Source organism: Flavobacterium sp. (genome assembly GCF_030146175.1).
Taxonomy (GTDB): domain Bacteria; phylum Bacteroidota; class Bacteroidia; order Flavobacteriales; family Flavobacteriaceae; genus Flavobacterium.
Map to the genome: position 1 here is coordinate 1 of NZ_JASLCE010000047.1, position 17,731 is coordinate 17,731.

The 17,731-nt window shown below is 39.0% G+C and carries 15 protein-coding genes; 1 reads left to right on the plus strand and 14 read right to left on the minus strand.

Features of this window, described 5'->3' with window-relative positions:
• The 3 genes from Q1R07_RS05665 to Q1R07_RS05675 form a co-directional block, all read right to left on the minus strand.
• Positions 1 to 2,531, minus strand: a 2,531-nt coding sequence (locus tag Q1R07_RS05665) for a DUF11 domain-containing protein (RefSeq protein WP_300487057.1), incomplete at its 3' end; no start/stop codon positions are given.
• A gap of 253 nt (positions 2,532 to 2,784) precedes the next feature.
• On the minus strand, positions 2,785 to 3,831 hold the full coding sequence (locus Q1R07_RS05670; protein ID WP_300487060.1) for a helix-turn-helix domain-containing protein: 1,047 nt from the start codon (positions 3,829 to 3,831) through the stop codon (positions 2,785 to 2,787).
• A gap of 21 nt (positions 3,832 to 3,852) precedes the next feature.
• Positions 3,853 to 4,800: a helix-turn-helix domain-containing protein gene (locus tag Q1R07_RS05675; protein ID WP_300487063.1), complete on the minus strand. Its 948-nt coding sequence runs from the start codon at positions 4,798 to 4,800 to the stop codon at positions 3,853 to 3,855.
• A 226-nt stretch (positions 4,801 to 5,026) separates the two neighbouring features.
• Between Q1R07_RS05675 and Q1R07_RS05680 the strand changes: the two genes are divergently transcribed.
• Entirely contained in the window at positions 5,027 to 8,038 is a 3,012-nt protein-coding gene (locus tag Q1R07_RS05680; protein WP_300487066.1) for a sensor histidine kinase, read from the plus strand.
• A 3-nt stretch (positions 8,039 to 8,041) separates the two neighbouring features.
• Here the strand turns inward: Q1R07_RS05680 and Q1R07_RS05685 are convergent, their stop codons facing one another.
• From Q1R07_RS05685 to Q1R07_RS05735, 11 genes are all read right to left on the minus strand, one after another.
• Entirely contained in the window at positions 8,042 to 8,686 is a 645-nt protein-coding gene (locus Q1R07_RS05685; RefSeq protein ID WP_300487069.1) for a response regulator transcription factor, read from the minus strand.
• Between the two features lie 99 nt (positions 8,687 to 8,785).
• Positions 8,786 to 9,466, minus strand: coding sequence for a PAS domain-containing protein (locus Q1R07_RS05690; protein WP_300487072.1), 681 nt, complete (start codon positions 9,464 to 9,466; stop codon positions 8,786 to 8,788).
• A 300-nt stretch (positions 9,467 to 9,766) separates the two neighbouring features.
• Entirely contained in the window at positions 9,767 to 10,273 is a 507-nt protein-coding gene (locus tag Q1R07_RS05695) for a hypothetical protein (RefSeq protein ID WP_300487075.1), read from the minus strand.
• A gap of 48 nt (positions 10,274 to 10,321) precedes the next feature.
• Positions 10,322 to 11,122: an endonuclease/exonuclease/phosphatase family protein gene (locus Q1R07_RS05700; RefSeq protein WP_300487078.1), complete on the minus strand. Its 801-nt coding sequence runs from the start codon at positions 11,120 to 11,122 to the stop codon at positions 10,322 to 10,324.
• A gap of 43 nt (positions 11,123 to 11,165) precedes the next feature.
• Entirely contained in the window at positions 11,166 to 12,086 is a 921-nt protein-coding gene (locus tag Q1R07_RS05705) for a hypothetical protein (RefSeq protein WP_300487080.1), read from the minus strand.
• A 12-nt stretch (positions 12,087 to 12,098) separates the two neighbouring features.
• Entirely contained in the window at positions 12,099 to 13,370 is a 1,272-nt protein-coding gene (locus tag Q1R07_RS05710) for an ABC transporter permease (RefSeq protein ID WP_300487083.1), read from the minus strand.
• Entirely contained in the window at positions 13,371 to 13,811 is a 441-nt protein-coding gene (locus Q1R07_RS05715; RefSeq protein WP_300487085.1) for a hypothetical protein, read from the minus strand.
• Positions 13,798 to 14,292, minus strand: coding sequence for an SH3 domain-containing protein (locus Q1R07_RS05720; protein ID WP_300487088.1), 495 nt, complete (start codon positions 14,290 to 14,292; stop codon positions 13,798 to 13,800). The genes Q1R07_RS05715 and Q1R07_RS05720 overlap by 14 nt, the downstream gene beginning before the upstream one ends.
• 73 nt (positions 14,293 to 14,365) lie before the next feature.
• Positions 14,366 to 15,418: a type I restriction endonuclease gene (locus Q1R07_RS05725; RefSeq protein ID WP_300487091.1), complete on the minus strand. Its 1,053-nt coding sequence runs from the start codon at positions 15,416 to 15,418 to the stop codon at positions 14,366 to 14,368.
• A 144-nt stretch (positions 15,419 to 15,562) separates the two neighbouring features.
• The gene (locus tag Q1R07_RS05730) at positions 15,563 to 16,219 is read right to left on the minus strand and encodes a response regulator (protein ID WP_300487093.1); all 657 of its coding nucleotides are present in this window, start codon (positions 16,217 to 16,219) and stop codon (positions 15,563 to 15,565) included.
• A gap of 12 nt (positions 16,220 to 16,231) precedes the next feature.
• Positions 16,232 to 17,731: tetratricopeptide repeat-containing sensor histidine kinase (locus Q1R07_RS05735; RefSeq protein WP_300487095.1), on the minus strand; the 1,500-nt coding region annotated here is incomplete at its 5' end.

Here is a 17,731-nt window from a genome sequence, read left to right on the forward strand (position 1 = left end):
GTAGCCGAATCGTTTTCTGCATTGATCACACTAATTGCACGTGTTGGTGTAATTGTGGATGTATTGTTTGTTAAATTCGGATCACTTTCATTACCTGAAATAACCGCACTATTGGTATAGGTTCCGGTTGCGTTTACTGTAGCCGTAAGCGTCAAAGTATACGACTGTCCATTGGTCATATTACCAATCGTCCATAATCCGGTTACGTTATTAAACGTTCCTCCGGTGGTTGTTGCAGATACATATGTATAACCACTTGGCAACTGTTCCACAACCTGAACACCGGTAGCATTTCCGGCTCCGTTATTTGTCGCCACAATAGTAAAGACAATCTGATCCCCTACCGATGGTGTCATGGTTACAGTCGTTTTGGTAACGGCCAAGTCGGCCGAAACTGTCGGCGTAATGGTATTGTATTTAATATTATTACAATTCTCCACAGCCGTACCGTTTAAACACTCCAAATGCGGATTCGTAGGTGGATTGGTTCCCGGGTTGGTTGCATCCGGATCGGTAACGTCTGCCGGTCGTATAATACTGGCTTCCACTGTTAAGGCTTGTCCGCCTGCAGATGCGCCAACGGTTCCATTGATGGTAAACACCACTTGTCCGCCATTGGTCATATTCAGATTCGCGGAATAGTTGCCAGTAACCGGATCGATTGTTCCGTTTACCACGACAACCGTTCCCTGGCTGTTGACATAGGTTACCGAGCTAATGGTAAAACCAGCCGGTACAATAAAGTTAAAACCGGCACCGGTTACGGCACTCGGTCCGTTATTGGATACGGTTACCGTATAATGCATATTCTGTCCGGCAATAACCGTAGTCGTCGACGGTACAATACTCACTACTTCCAGATCGGCAGCAGCAACTACGAGGTCCAGATTTTTTACCACAACGGCTCCCGGTACAAAACTCCAGGTATCCATTGATTTTTCGTTTCCGAAACTCGACGATCCGGTTCCACTATTTCCACTTCCGCTACTTCCGGAAGTGTACAAGCCCCATTTATGACCGTTAGTATTACTGGAAATTCCATTGCTTCCGGACGCCGTAGGATTCGACTTGTGTGTTGCCATACCTCCAGAGATATCGCTATCATCCCAATATACCAGATCTCGGTTTGGCGTAAATAAATTGTAGCTGTTATCCAGCTGCTCTATAATAATTCCTCCCGGGTTAATCTCCATATCGATAAACGGAAAGTGTACTTCTGCCCCAAATAATTGTACACGAATTTCCCCGATATTCGTTCCCGCCGGAAGGATGTTTCCATTTCCGTCTCTACCGTCCCAAAATACGGTATTGGTTCCTACGATACAGTTTCCTGTGATTGTTCTTGTTGGAAAACCTCCCAGAATCTCAATTTTGTAGGTACCGGCCAGATTTGAATCAAAACCGATATACGCGCCTTTATTACCCGATAAATCCGGTGTTCCTTCCACTCCGGTATAGGTAATATTGGACGCTGTTGGCGTTAAAACCGAATTTTTTAACCAGGTTGTGGTTCCGCCACTCATACTGGCACTTGTTGGTAAATCCAACGCCGGTTTTGAGTAGAAAATTTTATGGGTTACATTCGACCCGGAATCCGCGCTTCTCGGATCGTGGATCCGGAATTGCGCATCGGTCGGATCTGAAATATCCAAACTTTTATACGAAGGGTTTCCCGAAGCGGTCAGGAAGCCTTTATTGTTTACGAAGAAGGTAAATCCTACTCCATTCGAACCATTGTTACTCACACGATACGCAATACCGTCGCGTGTTAAGACATACATATTTCCGTAGAAAGCCTTATTGGCCAAAAAGGAAGATCCTGAGATATGCAGGTTTAGGATATTGGTATATACCCTTCCGTTAACCCAGGCCGAATTGGCACTGTTCCGTACCGATACATCCCAGGCGGCAATCAGTTCGGTATTGGTTCCCTGTGTCCAGTTGGCATCGGCCGCAATGTCCGTTACACTTGGTGTAGACGAACTCGTTTCCGATCCCGACGGCAAAAATTCTACTTTCCAGATTCCTTCGTTTCCGGCTGTTACTACGGTAGTATAAGGCTGGTAGCGGTTAGCTCCCGTTGCCTGTCCCGAGTATAAAGGCCCGGCTAACTCTTCGGCTCTGCTCGCGATTCTACCAATGGCATTGTTTGCCGAAAGATAAACCGTACCATCCGGTGCCGTTAGTCGGATTCTACCATTGCCCACGCCTTGTGCACTGGAAGCTGCAGCAATCGTTTCGCCGACTTTTGCATACACATAATGCGTCCCCAATGTTTTAAAAGGCCAGGACCGTATGGTTGTCCCTCCCGATTCATACTGATTACTGTATAAAAACGCACGGTTCCCGGTGGCACCCGAAGGATAAAAATCCTTACTACCATCGGCAAACATTACATTCCATAAACCGGTAATCATAAAAATAAAGAACAAGAAGCAGTATTTTTTCATGTTGAAAAACAACATTTGAATACAACTACTTCGCTGTCGATAGGACAAATTCTTGTCGCTATAACTGTAATTTTCGTTCATTTTTTTGGTTTTTAATTTTACTCTCTTGTAAGATTTTGCAAGTGCGAAATTCTAAAAACCGAAAGGGTAAAACGTTTCAATCGTGTGGCATGACGTACTTCCCACACGATTGAAACGCATATAAAAATTCATAAAACACTACTTAACAATTAGTTATAAATAAACCGTAAAAAATCACGTAGAAATACGGGTGCAAAAAAACCGGATTTTCGATCCGGTTTTTGGTTATTGTTTTGCGTTAATTTTTTTAGGGTTATCGGTATTCCGATGGTGTACATCCCATCTGATTTTTAAAATAACGGTTGAACGTCACTTTGGAATTAAATCCGCTTTTAAATGCAATTTCTTCCAGGTTCGTTTCCGGCTCTTCCAAAAGTAATTTGCAGGAATGATTTATTCTGTAGGTATTGATGTATTGATAAAAAGTCTGGTTGATTTTTGTATTGAATAATTGCGTCAGATGGTGTTTTGGAATTTTGACTTTTCGGGAGAGGCTTTCCAAAGAAAGTTCGGTATCAAGAAAAACCTGTTCCGTTTCCATCATCGTGTTGAGCTTTTGTTCGTATTCCCTTAATATTTCAACTGTGAGTGCCGATTTTTGATATTGCCGCGGAGCCGAGAGCGGAACCGTTTCTTCCAATTCTTCTTTCACTCCGGCTTGTGCCAACAGGTTATTGATGGAATATTTAAAAATCAGAAAGGAAACAAACAACATCGCTCCATAGATTATAATTCCCGGAAGCAACGAACCGATGTCTTCTTTTCGGAGTATTTTTGAAACAATAATACTGGCAAGCAAACTGGCAATTAACAGTAACCATGTCGCTCCTGAGTTGATCAACTTTCTAACGTGGTTGTCAGAAATAGCCTTTTTATGGTTTAAGAAAATATATAAAACATAGCCAACCATCGATACCACCACACCGGAATAGAGTATTTCAAAATAATACAATCCGTAATCGCGGCGCCATTCCGGAAAAATCAAAAAAATCACATAGCCAATCGTTGCCACCAAAAACGGACTTCCATGTTTTATGACGTTGCTCCGACTTAACCATTTTTCGTGATTCGAAAACGACAGGAAAAACAACATGGGACCATACAGCAATCCAAACGGTGCCGCGCGATCGATAAATGACAACTCTTCAAAATAATAGCGGGACAAAAAGGCGTAGGCCGAATGAAATAAAGAAATCCATACCACATAGCGGATAACTTTATCAAATAATTTATCGGATTTAGTTTTCAGAATTACATATAGTGTAAGGGCGTTACAGCCAAACACCAGTGTTAGTAACATAAAGAGCATAATATCGTCTGCTTATAAATGTTGTACTTTTATTTTATAATAAGACGGTAAATAGCCGGTATACTCTTTAAAATAGCGGTTAAAAGACGTTTTGGAATTAAATCCGCAATCATATGCCAACGATTCGATCTTAATTCCGGAATCTTCTTTCAGACAGGAAATAGCATATTCGATTCGCAATTCCGCTATATATTGGTAGAAATTTTTCCCGAGACAACCGTTTAGCAATTGCGATAAATGATGTTTCGGGATTGTTGTTTCGGTAGAAAGCATTTCAAGCGAAATATCCGGATTTCGGTAAATATTGGTTTCGCGGACACATTTTTCGAGGGTTTCCATATAAGCCAAAGAGGTAGACACATCGATACCCGGCAATATCGCCTGACTTCCTTTTGATTTTCTTATTCCCTTTTCTTTTTTCCCGTAAAATACCAGAAATATCAAAATCAGAACACTAAAAAGCCCCAGTTGAAAAAACAACATCGAAACCGGATCAAATCCAAAATCCAATATTCCAAACCCAACACGGAGCGCCAGAAGGACTACTAATAAAGCGGCAAAATAACAACCGTATGCTAATACTTGTAGAAATTCTTTTTCAAAAACCGGAGCCGGATGTTCTTTTTTGCTTGCAACCGTCACTGCGACGGCATACGAACACAATGAAATAGCCAACGCCAACAGATAGATCGTATAATACAATTGCCAGCCGCCAAACGCAACAGCATCCACTTTAAAAACAAGATACACTCCGCTAAAAATAAAAAAAGGAAGTGTGTGTATCCAAAGTTTAACCGGTTCCATTTTACGAACAATCAGGAGCAATAACGGACCGTAAAGCAGTCCGAACGGTACACGCTGATTCCAGTAGAAAGATGCAAAGTGCACAATCGACAGTATTAAAATAAGCTTTAAAACACCTTTTAGTCGGGCATTATCAAACAATATTTTGATATACATAATCTTGTATTTAGGATTGACTTCAACATTCTCATAGCACTAGTTATCAATTCTAAAATTTGGGGAATACAAATATCTATAGTTCAAAACAATTCCTTTGTACGGATTCTTTATCGGATATGTAGAATTATTTCTACAAAAACAGTCTGTAAATCTTGTTTATTTTTTTGTAATATTGAACCTTCTCCGACAACCCGAACAGGATCAGATTGTCAAAACCGTTCCTATGGCACTTTTTTCACGTCTTTTAGTACTATTTATAATCTGCACGATGCCAGCATTTGGGCAACAGGAACGCTCTTATAAATGGTATACTTCCGACAATGGAGAGCTACCACAAAACAGTGTTAAATCGATCGTTCCGGATAAACTTGGTTTTATCTGGCTGGTAACCGAAGACGGTTTGGTTCGTTTTGACGGACAACAATTTAAAGTCTACAACAGTGAAAACATCAAAGGGTTGAAATCCAACCGGATGAAATTTGCTAAAAAATTATACAGCGGAGAAGGCAATTATGTGAGTAATGATCTCGGTCAGATTTTAAAAATTGAAACCGATCCGAAACTCTATTACAAAGACGGAAAAGACATTCATGCGTTAAATGAAACCGGGCGTTTGTTTGGTAATAACATCAAAATATCGGCTTCTTTTTTTAAATATTACCGCCGTTATGACGTCCTGATCAAAGATAAAGTATTTCAGTTTTACCCGGATAGTATCAGCTATTTCTCGGTGAGCACTAAAAAACGGATTAGCGGTTACCCGCATAAACTGTCGCTCGATTCGGAGTTGTTTGTCCTGAACAATACACTCTATCTGAAAAGTAAAAAGCAGTATTTTGAAGTTACCCCTCAAAAGCTGGTTCCGACACGAATTGATCAACAAACTGAAGAAGACGGTAGTATCTATATCAATAATGCCGTTGATCAGGCCTTTTTGTATGCCAATCAAAAACTGTATTATCTGACAGCCGATCAAAACGGTTTGCATAAAAAATTGATCCTATCCAATTTTGATGTTGAAAAGCAAAAAGTACATGCATTCTATTACAACACCAAATTAAACATCCTCTACCTGGGTAGCCTTACCAAAGGTTTTTTAATTATCCGTCCGGAATATTTTAAAAGTTATGTCGACGAACAGGATCCGGTGACGTACTCTAATGTTTTATTTGATTCGACCCGCGTATTGACCGGAAAAGGACAAATTATAGACTATAGAGGAACGATTAAACATCTCACACCTCCATTAAAAGGTGAAAAGTTCTTTTCGGTAATCGATAATAACGGTGACATTTGGACATTGGACATCCGTAACCTGTATCGTTATAAAAAAAGCACTAATTATACCACTTCCGACCGTTGGACGCTTCAGTATTTTATGAGTGCGGTTTATAAAGATGAAAAAGGCCGGATCTGGATTGGAACCACCGACAGTAAGACGTATAAAAAAGGACAATTATATGTAATCGATCCGAATGCGATAGCGCCCAAACTCGTTCCTATTGCCGATCTGAATTTTTCACCGAACAGTATCTACAAAGATGGGAATTCCGGAGTTTTGATTGGCTCTCCTTCCGGATTGTACCATATGAATACGGAAACCAAATACATCACACCAAACAGCGTTATAGGCGAATCGTATATTCGTGGTATTCATTGTTCCGATCGGAATAATATCTGGGTATATTCCTATAATAATGGTTTATTTCTGATCCGGAATCAACAGGGAACCACTCACTTCCCTTTCGACAAAAACAAGTATATCCGTTCGGCACATTGTGTAGTCGAAGACCAAAAAGGTTTTATCTGGATTCCCACGAACAAAGGATTGTTTCAGATTTCCCGACAAAGTCTGTTTGATTATGCCGACAAAAAACAAAAAACCATTTATTATCATTATTACAATAAAAGTTCCGGTTTTAGCACCAATGAATTTAATGGTGGTTGCTTCCCGTGTGCTACCAATCTTCCCAATGGTTATATAGCCTTACCCTCTTTTGAAGGGCTCACTTTTTTCGACAGTAAAAAGGTTACTCCTATCCTACCGACCAATCCGATTTATAGTAACGAGGCTAAAGTGGACGATCGCTCGGTTACTTTTAACGATACACTCGTTATAAACCGGGATTTTAGTCGTGTGGTCATTTCCTTTAACAGTCCGTTTTACGGTAACCCGGAAAACCTCACTATTGAAGTCCGTCTGGATGGAAACGATGTACATCAGAACTGGACAAAAACCAACGACAATCATACCATTTCCTATACCACCTTATATCCGGGTGAATATACGTTAACCGCTCGTAAATTAAGAGGATTCGATTCGCAATACGATTATAAAACGATCACGATTATAGTTCCTCCGGCTTTTTGGCAAACAACATGGTTTAAAAGTTTGCTAATACTCACGGTTTCTTTATTGATTTATTACGGATTCCGTCAGCGTACCAAATACATTCGCCACCGAAACCTGTTACTCGAAAAACGGATTTCACACCGCACTGCCGAATTAAAAAGTACGATTACCGCACTTACACGAACACAAACGGATCTGAGTGAACAGATTCATTCGCATAAAAAACTCATCGGCTCCATTACCCACGACATTAAAAGTCCGCTAAAATACATGGCCTTAACCGGGAAATATCTGTATGAAAATCTGGATCGCGATAATCCCGATTTTCAGGAGAATATCAAAACCATGTATACGTCATCGTTCGAATTGTACCACTTTGTAAACAACCTGTTGGAATATTCTAAAATCTATCTGAATAAAGACAATTTACAAAATGAGGCTTTTGTACTTCGTGATTTGATCAATGAAAAAATAAAACTCTTCGATCCGATTGCAAAATCCAAACGCAACGTATTGGAAAACAATATTTCAGACGCTATTTATCTCAACCTCAACAAACAGCTTTTTACGATCATTCTACACAATCTGCTGGATAATGCGATAAAGAATACGGTCGACGGAACGATTCGTTTTAGTGCGGTTCAGGACGGTGATTCCATCCGTATTATCCTTACCGATACCGGATGTGGTATGCATGCGGAAATGTTGGAATATTACCAGACACTGGCTCAGAAGATGAAATCCGAAAACGACCGGAAACAGTTTACCAAAGGAATCGGTTTCCATATTATTATAGAGTTGTTACATCTGGTTTATGGAGATATCACTTTGGAAAGTGAAGTCGGAAAAGGAACCACAATTACCTTAAATCTAAAGCAATAGTTTTTAACTATTTTCTTCGTAAAGTTTAAAGAGATCGGCCAGAGAAACGACATTTTTGATATCCAGTTTTTCAAAAATCCGGCCTTTATAAGTACTAACCGTCGACATCTGGATATTGAGGTGATTGGCAATTTCAAGATTCCCGTAACCGTTCACCAGCAATCGGCTAATTTCCAGCTCCCTGTTGGAAAGTCGTTCGAGCGGATTGGTTTGCGAAACATTGTTTAACAGATCGTTGATCAGTTTGTCTTTCAGACTGTCACTGATATATTTTCCGGTAGTCATTACTTTTCGAACCGCTTCAACGATTTCTTCTTCGTTCCCTAATTTATTCAGATAACCATTGGCTCCCGAATTGAGGTACCGCATCGCATACAGGTCTTCTTCAAAAGCCGAAAACATCAGAATTTTCACATTTGGATCGATTCCTCTGATTTTTTCGATCATCAAAACATTATTGCCTCCGGGTAAATTGATATCCAGAATAATCAGATCGAAAGTAGTTACAACCATTTTTTCCAAAACCCCGTTTAAGGTATCGGTCTGGTTGATAATGATATTCGGTAGCGAATATTTCAGGATCAACGATACGCCCTGTCTTACCACACTATGGTCATCGGCTATCAGTATGTTATATTCGGAAGTCATGCGGATGGGAGGAGGTTGGTTTCCTTACAAAGATATATTTTTTTATTCCGTTCTTTATATAAGGAACCCTAAAAAGTGTATCAATTATCCCGTCGTTTACTACAAATTGGTAAAATAACTACCATCCGGATTTTCGCTGGCTGCAAGCAACAATTCGTACTCTTCATTTTTCATTTTATGTACATATTGATTTAGCTCGCGCGTATATAAATTCAACAGATCTGCCGATTCTTTCATTCCCTCAATCAGCATTCGCAACTCCTCCTGATTTAACTGTGTTTCTTTTAACAGGTCGGACACGCCTAAAATCTGCGTAACCGGTTGTCGTACTTCATGGGATATTTTAAAAAGAATTTTTTCCAGTCTTCGGATTCTTTTTTCGCGTTGTTCGTCCAGTTTCTTTTTCTCATCAATCGGAACGCGAATTGAAAAATACTGTGTAATTTTATTATGGACGTCAAAAACCGGAAAGATTATCGAATATACCCAATAATAACTTCCGTCTTTTGCTTTGTTTCGGATTTCACCATCCCATACATTACCGTTACCGATAGTCTTCCACATGGTTTTAAAAAACGTTTTCGGATGATGCCCGGAGTTTAGTATCCGATGGTTTTTTCCCAGTAATTCCGTTTCCTCATATTTAGAAATTTCGCAGAACTTCTGGTTGGCATAGATGATATTTCCTTTGATGTCCGTGATTGAAGAAATAATATTAAAACTGCTATCTTCCGAATTCTTGTCCAGTAAAATCCGAAGATCTTTTATACTCTTTTGCATTATAAAAATCGTCGATTGTAATTTGCTCAATAATGAAGTTACAAACTTCATCCCCTAAAAACAAATTTACAAAATGCAACCGCTGTCCGACTTAAAAAAGGCATCTTTTTAACGATTATTGAATGTAACCCCAAAACAACTACGATTCGTTATATTTCTTCATTTTTTTTAAGACAAAAAACATACTTAACAAAAAACTACTCTTAAAATCACGACACAGCGTTTTACAAAAAGCATAAAAAAGACAGAATAAAAGTCCGTTGAAAGTCTTCAAAAGTCCTTTTGCAATCATCCGTTTATTTATTCCCGATGATGCACACAAAGTTTACTCGCGTGTAATGTTCTGTTTTTACATTGTTTCCCTTTTTGGGTTATTCCGTTACAGCGCACCGAAAAACCTTTTAATTCACCACTATAACATTCCTCCAGCGTTGCCAGAATACTAATCCGGTATTCCAGTCCGTTTGTCTGAAACTCGGTAAACCTATCGTCATTAAAAAAGACACCCTGAAAGTCTTGTATCACCGTATGATCTTCATTCCGGATTTCTTTTAGATATCCTTTTTCCACTTTGATCGTCAGATTGTGTTTGGACGCATTTTTGGCTTCCGGATCATTAATCGATACCGTAGCACAATAGTCACCGTTAAGGCTTGTATCGGGTTCGTTTATCGCGACTACTTTCGAAGGCGTTGCCATCAGTCCGGCGGGAATTGTTTCCGTTTCTTCGTTTAACAGAAGCTCTTTATCCCGACAAGACACCAGAATAAGTATACAAAATAGATAATAGCGTAATTTTGTTTTCATGGGTTTTGTTTTTTATTTGAATATCCGTTACCGATAATTTGCTTCAAATCACAATAACAAAAAAGTACAACCAATCGGAATATGATCGGAAACTTTTCGGGCCAGTGCCAGACTTTCGAATTCCGTATAAAAAAGATGCGCTTTTTTATTTAGTAATCTAATCTTCTTAGAATTATAAAAAATATTATCAAATTCCGATGCCAGACAATCCTGTGCTACGCAACGTTGTCTAAGCGAGGTTTTCTGATTCCGGAACACCGGTTGAAAGCCCATTCCCTTTAACGGATTAAAAACGGTATGGGATTCCGGACAATTAAAGTCACCGGCAAATACCAAATTATGCTCCGACAACCGCAATGGGATTTTTTTAAAATGTTTGATTTCGGTTTCGGGTTGCTGGCTTTTGGTAATCGCGTGAAAATTGACCACCGTAAACAACTTTCCTTTATAGGAAAATGTGCCGTAATACGGTTCCCGATCGATTTCGAGTTGCAAAACCGGATCCAATTCGGCTTTTACTTTCCTGATACGGGCTGTTTTCCAAAGAAACGCATAGCGTTCGGTTTTATAGGACGATCCGGTCGTTGGTGCGCTCACCGCATAATCCCATTTGTCGCCAGTGCGATTGAGTGCCGTAGCCAATCGGGCAACCGCCTGTGCGCCGCCAAATCCCGCTACGACTTCCTGAATCGCTACCACATCATATTCCTTGACGGTATTCGCTATAAAAGCAATGGTTGCCGGCTGTTTTCGTTTTCCGAAATCGGATAAATTCCAACTGCAAAATTTTACCTGAGCGGAAGCAAGACAAGTGAATAGCAGGATAACAAAGAAGATTTTATACCTCATATCATTTTTCAATTAAAAAATCAATACAACACTTCTTATCCGATTATTTTTTCTGATCGATAAAATCTTTAATTATTTTTTCCATATTCGATGGTAATTCGGCACCTCTGACTTTAGGGTTACTCACTTTCATTTCTTTAAGCCATTTTTCCCAGTATTCTATAATAACTGCTTCTTCATTTGTATTCTTTGTATCCGGATTGATCCCTAAAACCAAAACTTCCAGATTCGACAAATTGTTTGCAGCCTTAATAAATCCGAAATTACCGGCATCCATTTTTTCTTTCCACATAGCATCATTCAGCTTATTGTTGCGAATTGTCTTCGAAAGCAGGTAATTCGTTCTGTTTCCGTTTTTTAATTCGGATCCTTTATTAAAAATATAACCATCTGTTAGAATGATCAAAATATTACGGCTATTCTCCTCAATACAATAATCGGCTACCTTGTTTTTAAAGAACCCCCAAATATCCGAACCGACATAGGCTTTATCTTTTATCGCCAATTCGTAAATCTGGATTGGATAGTTTGCATAGATTTTTCGTATTTCATTTAATTTTTCTTTGGAGATATTGTTTCTATCCAGCTTGATTTTAAGTTTTTCGGATATCGCATTGATTTTGGTATTTTTAGGCTCCGGGTCAAAAAACAACTGCAATTTATCGTTAACCTGATTTATTTTTCTTTTACTGGCATGATCGGTAAAAGCCTCGGAAATAGCCTTGATATACCGAATATCCCTTTGATAATAGTCCATTGTTTTATTAGCGTGCTTTATCGGGTCGATCCGGTCGGACAAATCCAAAAAAATACTGATATTATAATTTTCTGTTGGCTTAGTTCTTTCCGGTGTTTCACTGACAACCGGGTGTTCTTTTTCGGTAGTATCGGGTGTATTTTCAATACAGGACATCGAAAATAAGGATAGCGTCAGGACAATCGAAAGTATTATTTTTTGTTTCATGATGTAGTAGGTTTATGTTTCAATCTCTATCTGTGGTTGCAGTTCGGGCTCACCCAATCCAATATCGTTTAAATGTTCTTTGGAAATGATTTCGCATAATTCCAGCAAAAGTGTTTTTTCCCGGTGTGGTAAAGCAATTTCAGCCGATACCGCCTGAAACCATCCTTCTTTATATTTGTGGTGATGGTAAAAATATTCCTTAACCGGGATAATAAATCCATCGATTTTGGTTTGCAATTCGGCAATGATTCCGTTTATGGCGGTGACTTGCTGTTTGCCTTCGTTTAATTTTTCGGTATTGGCATTCTTTAAGGCTTCAAGGTTAACCAATTCTTCTTTTTTGACTTTAATAAAGGTTTTGACTTTATCGAGACTTTCATATTCTTTCATCATGCTATCCAAAACCAAACCCCAAATAATATACACCATAAAGCCCGCAAAAATGATCAACCAGAATTCGGCTTCAAATAAAGCAATCTTAAGTGTATAAGGTTCCGACGACGTCGTTTTATTAAAATCGTAGATCTTCTTTTCGATCTGATAAGCCAATATGACATCAAATAAAAACGTCACCAAACCGAGCAGTCCTATTTTGATCCATTTCATTTTTCCTTTTTCTTTTAACAACATATGAATCAGATACCCCAATCCCATAAACACAAAGGGAATGGTCATGATAAAAATTCCTTCCAGCCAACTGGCCTGAAAAGCGTTTTTTAAGGCATCGGCATCGAAAATGGCAGCCGTAAGACTATTATCATCAAACTCTTTAAAAAAAGCCGAATAACAGGCCGAAATATAGAATACCAACAGATACAACGTAATTGGAAACAAAAAAGCCAATCCCATATAAAACTGCACTTTGATACCTTTTCCGCCTTCGATCCCGTATTTTTCCGGATGCTGACGTACCTCAACCATATCTTTACGGGTTCTTTCTATGGTTTCATTCAGTTCTTTTTCTTTTGCTTCGGCAATTTCAAGGGTGGTTTCGCACTTTTTAAGTTCAGAACGGTTGCGCTCCTGATCTTCTCTGTAAATCTGTTTTAAGGACTCCTGTTCTACTTTTTGTTTGCGGCATTGCTCTTCAAAACTCCTGTACAGATTTTGCAGACAGGCTTTAAATACGATCGGTTTCCCCATCGCTTTTACCGAAGCACCAAATCCGCGCTGATAATGGGTTAAACGTACCAGTTCCCGGGATCCGGTTTGCGTTTCATCCGGTAACTTCCCCGACACTTCATCATTTTTTAAACGAAATAATTGTTGTAATGACTTCATCATTTATGCATTTAACTGGTTTATAATTTCTTCTTTTTGAACCCCTTTTTGTACGCAATCGATAAAATAATCGGTCAGATCTTCGATATTCTCATCCAGGAATTCAAACTTTATACAGTATTTTTTTAGCGCTTCCCGATCTTTACTGGTAACTCTACCACTTGCCCAAATCATTCGGGTTAGATCATACAAGTATTCGATACGGGTTTCCAAACGTTCCGGCAATGCTATTCCATACGTAACGGGATTTAATAGTAGTGCTCCCAGATCTTGCTTTGTAAATCCTTTTTCGTCCGCCAAATGATACAACACCTCCAATTCGGACATCAAAAAGCCGGCGTCAGACATTGCGATCTGGTATAAACTGAGAAAATGACTTTTTAAGGCGGGTGACATTGTAGTAGTGGTATCCATATCTTTATAATAGCTTTTATTGTAAGACATCGCGATGGACATAACCAACCGTTCCGGTTTTTTCGGATTTTACTTTGAACCACGGTTCGTTAGCCTCTATAAAAATCACCCGTTGTCCTCTTTTAACGGTTTCGATTATTTTGTAATTTTTCCCCGGACCTTCGTATAAGGAAACAGATGTGGCAGTGATATATGGCAGTTGATCCTTATAAAATTGAGCTTTTTTGGTTATCGTCACTGTTTTGACTTTCGTCCCGGAAGGGGTCTTTTTTTCTTTTCGTTTCACGGTGATTACATCGGTACTTCTATCCCTGCAAACACCGCAGGTTCCGCCACTTTTGCAATATTTACAACCACTACAATTGGTGCAGGCGGTACAATAATCGGATCCATTGCAGCCTCGTCCGGCTGTGTCGCAACAGGAAGCCAAGAGTTTTCCCGGTTTGGTTTGTGCTATCAAATCATTGCTACTCCACAGCAATAGACTTAGCCAAAAAATATATTTGATCATCGTTTTTTAAATGTATTAATGGGTTATAATTTCGGTTTATTCCAAACCGATTTTTAGTATTTTCAGCCAACGGCTATTCGTTGTCATAAAAGCTGAGACTTTCCAACAAGGCCTCTTCAAACTGATAAATCGCATCGATGGATTCAATCGGATGACGGGTTTCGTTTTTCGCTTCATCAAATAATCCGATATATTTTTTTCCACCGTTCAGATGTAACCTACAAATCGGTTTCCGGTTGTTATCATCCAACAATATCCCGAAATAAGATTTTGTATCTCGGGGAACAATTCGGTCCACCCCTACTTTTCGTCTCAAAATGGCCACTACAATACGGAAGCCATCCATTTCCTCATCGGTAGTAATCACTTTGCTTATTGGCTCGGCTTCTACATTTTCGACTTGTTGTTTTTTCGCTTCTTTATTTAATGCGGCATTCAATCGATCGTTAATTTGATCATTTATTACCTGATTAAAAGCTTTATACACCAGTTCCTGGAATTCTTCCATCACACGTTCGGTCAGACGACCAGAATAGATACGCTCGGCAAACTGACGGACAAACTTATGAGAAGGAGTTTGCAGCTCTTCGGCAATTAATTTTTTAATTTCCTTTGTATATTTTAAAGCACTAGCGTTATCGGTTATTTTTTCTACATCGAAATTCGACTTGTGAAACTTATTAATTTCTTGAATTACAGCATCTTTCAGATTGGTAATATCAAACTCAAAAAAAGGTTTCTCGTCCATTTTATTCTTTTCGTCCAAATCGGTAAAAAACTGATACTGAATTCCATTCGTTAACAACGCAAACTTGGTTTTGGATACATGAAAATAGCGGAATAATTGCGAATTGTGAACCGTCAGGTTTTCTTTCCAGTTTTTACATTCCACGATCAGGATCGGTTCTTCATTCTGAAAAATGGCATAGTCGACTTTCTCCCCTTTTTTAAGTCCTATATCGGCCGTAAACTCCGGCACTACTTCCATCGGATTAAATGTATCGTACCCCAAAAGGTTAATAAATGGTAATACAAAGGCATGCTTTGTAGACTCTTCCGTTTCGATCTTGTCTTTCATCTGATCGATTTTATCGGCTAATGATTTGAGTTGGCTTACTAATTCCATCCTATTTGTTTTTTTTGAATGTTTATTTTATTTTTATATCACACTCCAAAACTAGGATGCCTGTAACGGACTTCATTACGGTTTTACGTAAATGCCAACAAGCGGCAAAAAAAAACACCTCAAAAGAGGTGTTAAAACTTGCAATCAAATCAATCCCAGATCTTTGGAAATGGAAACCAGATGTGGGTTATTTTTGGCTTTAAGGGATGTCTTTAAGCGGTTGATTCTTTTTTCGATACTGCTCCGGCTATAATGCATATCGTCGGCAATTTCGCCTTGATCAAAACCTTTGGATAACAGACGAATAATCTGAATATCCTGTTCGTCGATTTCATCCAGTTCGGAATCAGCTTTCCCATATTTTAACTCCGGAGAGACAAACTTTTCATCGCTTGTAGCAATCGATCGGATGGCCTGTTTTAATTCGCGAATACTCTCCCGGCTTTTGTTGATATAGGCATTGCAATCGAGATCTTCTAATAATGTCCGGATCACATACGGTTTTGTTTCGACAGAATACACAATAACTTTGATATCGGGCTGTTCGCGTCGTACGGCCTCAATTAATTCTTCACCGGAATTGAGCTTGTTTTCCCGGAATTTATCTTCGACAAACGACAGGTCGCTGATCAATAGATCGAACGGCTCCTGATCCATTTTAGCTCTTTTAATTTTCAATAAAGCGTCATCACAATATTTTACGTGATGGATATTGTCTTCCGTTACAAACTCTTCCAACAGTTGTTTTACTCCTAAATTAACGGAATCGAAATCTTCGGCAATTAAAATCTTTTTAAACATACTTCGTATAATTTACTTTAGAAATGAAAAACTTACTTTAAATCCCTTACCGGGAACAGAATCAAAAGTATAGGTTCCGGAAATGCTTTTGATACGGGTTTCCACATTTTGCAATCCATTTTTTAAAGCGAGTTTATTTTTATCGATTCCCACGCCATTATCGGAATAATCAATCTGAATCCGATTCGCGTCGAGTTGGAAACGAACGACCACAAGCGAACTTTTACTGTGTTTTTTCATGTTGACCAATAATTCCTGTAAAACCCGATAAACCACAATTTTTTTAGTCGGATCGACCTCATCCCAGTTAATCTGATCCAAACCACTGGACATGACATTTACCCGTTCGCTTTTGTATCCTTTGATCACCTCTTTTAATTGTTCCGGATAGTCAGATCCGGTGTCGATGGTACTGTTTTCCCGGGAAATGTTTCGGCTTCCGGTATAGATTTTATCCAGGGATTCGAGTAGAATTTCTTTGTTTTCGGTATTGGAAAGATCTTTTATTTCGGCAAAAGTCATCGCATTAAACACATCATTAGCCAATTCGTCGTGTACTTTTTTGGCAATACGGGTTTCCGTTTTATAGGACTCCAGCAGTTTTTCTTCGCGACTTTTCTGTTGCATTCTGCGGATTACAAAAAAGATAACGCTACCACCAATCAGAATCAGAATTCCCAATCCAAGTTTCTGGGTTTCGGCTTTTGCCAATTGTGCCGTTTTTTGCGCTTCGCTGGCTTTTCGTCGTAAATTTTCTTCCTGTGTCGCTTTATATTCATATTTCGTCTGCGCAAAAGTGTTCCTTTTAGACTGGCGCACCTGACTAATACTATCGTTTAATCTCTGAAATTGTATAGAATACGGTTTTACAGCCATTCCGGAACTCAGCACCGTTAATCGTTTTAAAGCTTCTAACCGGTCGTCGATGCGTCGCATTTTGGTCGCCCGATCGTAGGCTGTTGTGGCATATTGTATCGCCAATGTCGGATTGCTGTTTTTATAATAATCGGAAAGATGCAACTCACTCACAATACGATCACTCGCCAACATCGGATTATTGGATCGGATTTCATATCCTTTTTTATAATAATCCAGACTTTTCGGATCTCCGGCTCTATAATAGGCAAAACCCAGGTTATCGTAGGCTCTTGCTTTGGTCGCGTCAACGGTTGTTTTTTGGATAATCGATTCGAATATCGGGCGAGCTTTGGCATAATCGCCCAAATAGGTATAACTCAAACCGATATTATTTTTGATGATCCAGCGATCTTCCGGTTCATCAGTACTATCGGCTGCTTTTTCAAAATTTTCAATCGCTTTCTTATAATTATACATAGATTTATCGGCAATTCCCAAATTATTTCTGGCCGCAACATAATAGTAATTGTTATTATTTTTTTTATTGAGTTTTAAAACATCTACATTCAGATCGGCTACCATTCCATAATCATTCGATCGTTCGACGATATCCGACATCAATAGCAGTATATACATTTCCTCATCTTCCTTTCC

Bases quoted from the DNA above. Each gene is read 5' to 3' on its own strand.
- Q1R07_RS05670 (WP_300487060.1), bottom strand. From the start codon at position 3,831: ATGTTACTAACACTGGTGTTTGGCTGTAACGCCCTTACACTATATGTA.
- Q1R07_RS05675 (WP_300487063.1), bottom strand. From the start codon at position 4,800: ATGTATATCAAAATATTGTTTGATAATGCCCGACTAAAAGGTGTTTTA.
- Q1R07_RS05680 (WP_300487066.1), top strand. From the start codon at position 5,027: ATGGCACTTTTTTCACGTCTTTTAGTACTATTTATAATCTGCACGATG.
- Q1R07_RS05685 (WP_300487069.1), bottom strand. From the start codon at position 8,686: ATGACTTCCGAATATAACATACTGATAGCCGATGACCATAGTGTGGTA.
- Q1R07_RS05690 (WP_300487072.1), bottom strand. From the start codon at position 9,466: ATGCAAAAGAGTATAAAAGATCTTCGGATTTTACTGGACAAGAATTCG.
- Q1R07_RS05695 (WP_300487075.1), bottom strand. From the start codon at position 10,273: ATGAAAACAAAATTACGCTATTATCTATTTTGTATACTTATTCTGGTG.
- Q1R07_RS05700 (WP_300487078.1), bottom strand. From the start codon at position 11,122: ATGAGGTATAAAATCTTCTTTGTTATCCTGCTATTCACTTGTCTTGCT.
- Q1R07_RS05705 (WP_300487080.1), bottom strand. From the start codon at position 12,086: ATGAAACAAAAAATAATACTTTCGATTGTCCTGACGCTATCCTTATTT.
- Q1R07_RS05710 (WP_300487083.1), bottom strand. From the start codon at position 13,370: ATGATGAAGTCATTACAACAATTATTTCGTTTAAAAAATGATGAAGTG.
- Q1R07_RS05715 (WP_300487085.1), bottom strand. From the start codon at position 13,811: ATGTCTTACAATAAAAGCTATTATAAAGATATGGATACCACTACTACA.
- Q1R07_RS05720 (WP_300487088.1), bottom strand. From the start codon at position 14,292: ATGATCAAATATATTTTTTGGCTAAGTCTATTGCTGTGGAGTAGCAAT.
- Q1R07_RS05725 (WP_300487091.1), bottom strand. From the start codon at position 15,418: ATGGAATTAGTAAGCCAACTCAAATCATTAGCCGATAAAATCGATCAG.
- Q1R07_RS05730 (WP_300487093.1), bottom strand. From the start codon at position 16,219: ATGTTTAAAAAGATTTTAATTGCCGAAGATTTCGATTCCGTTAATTTA.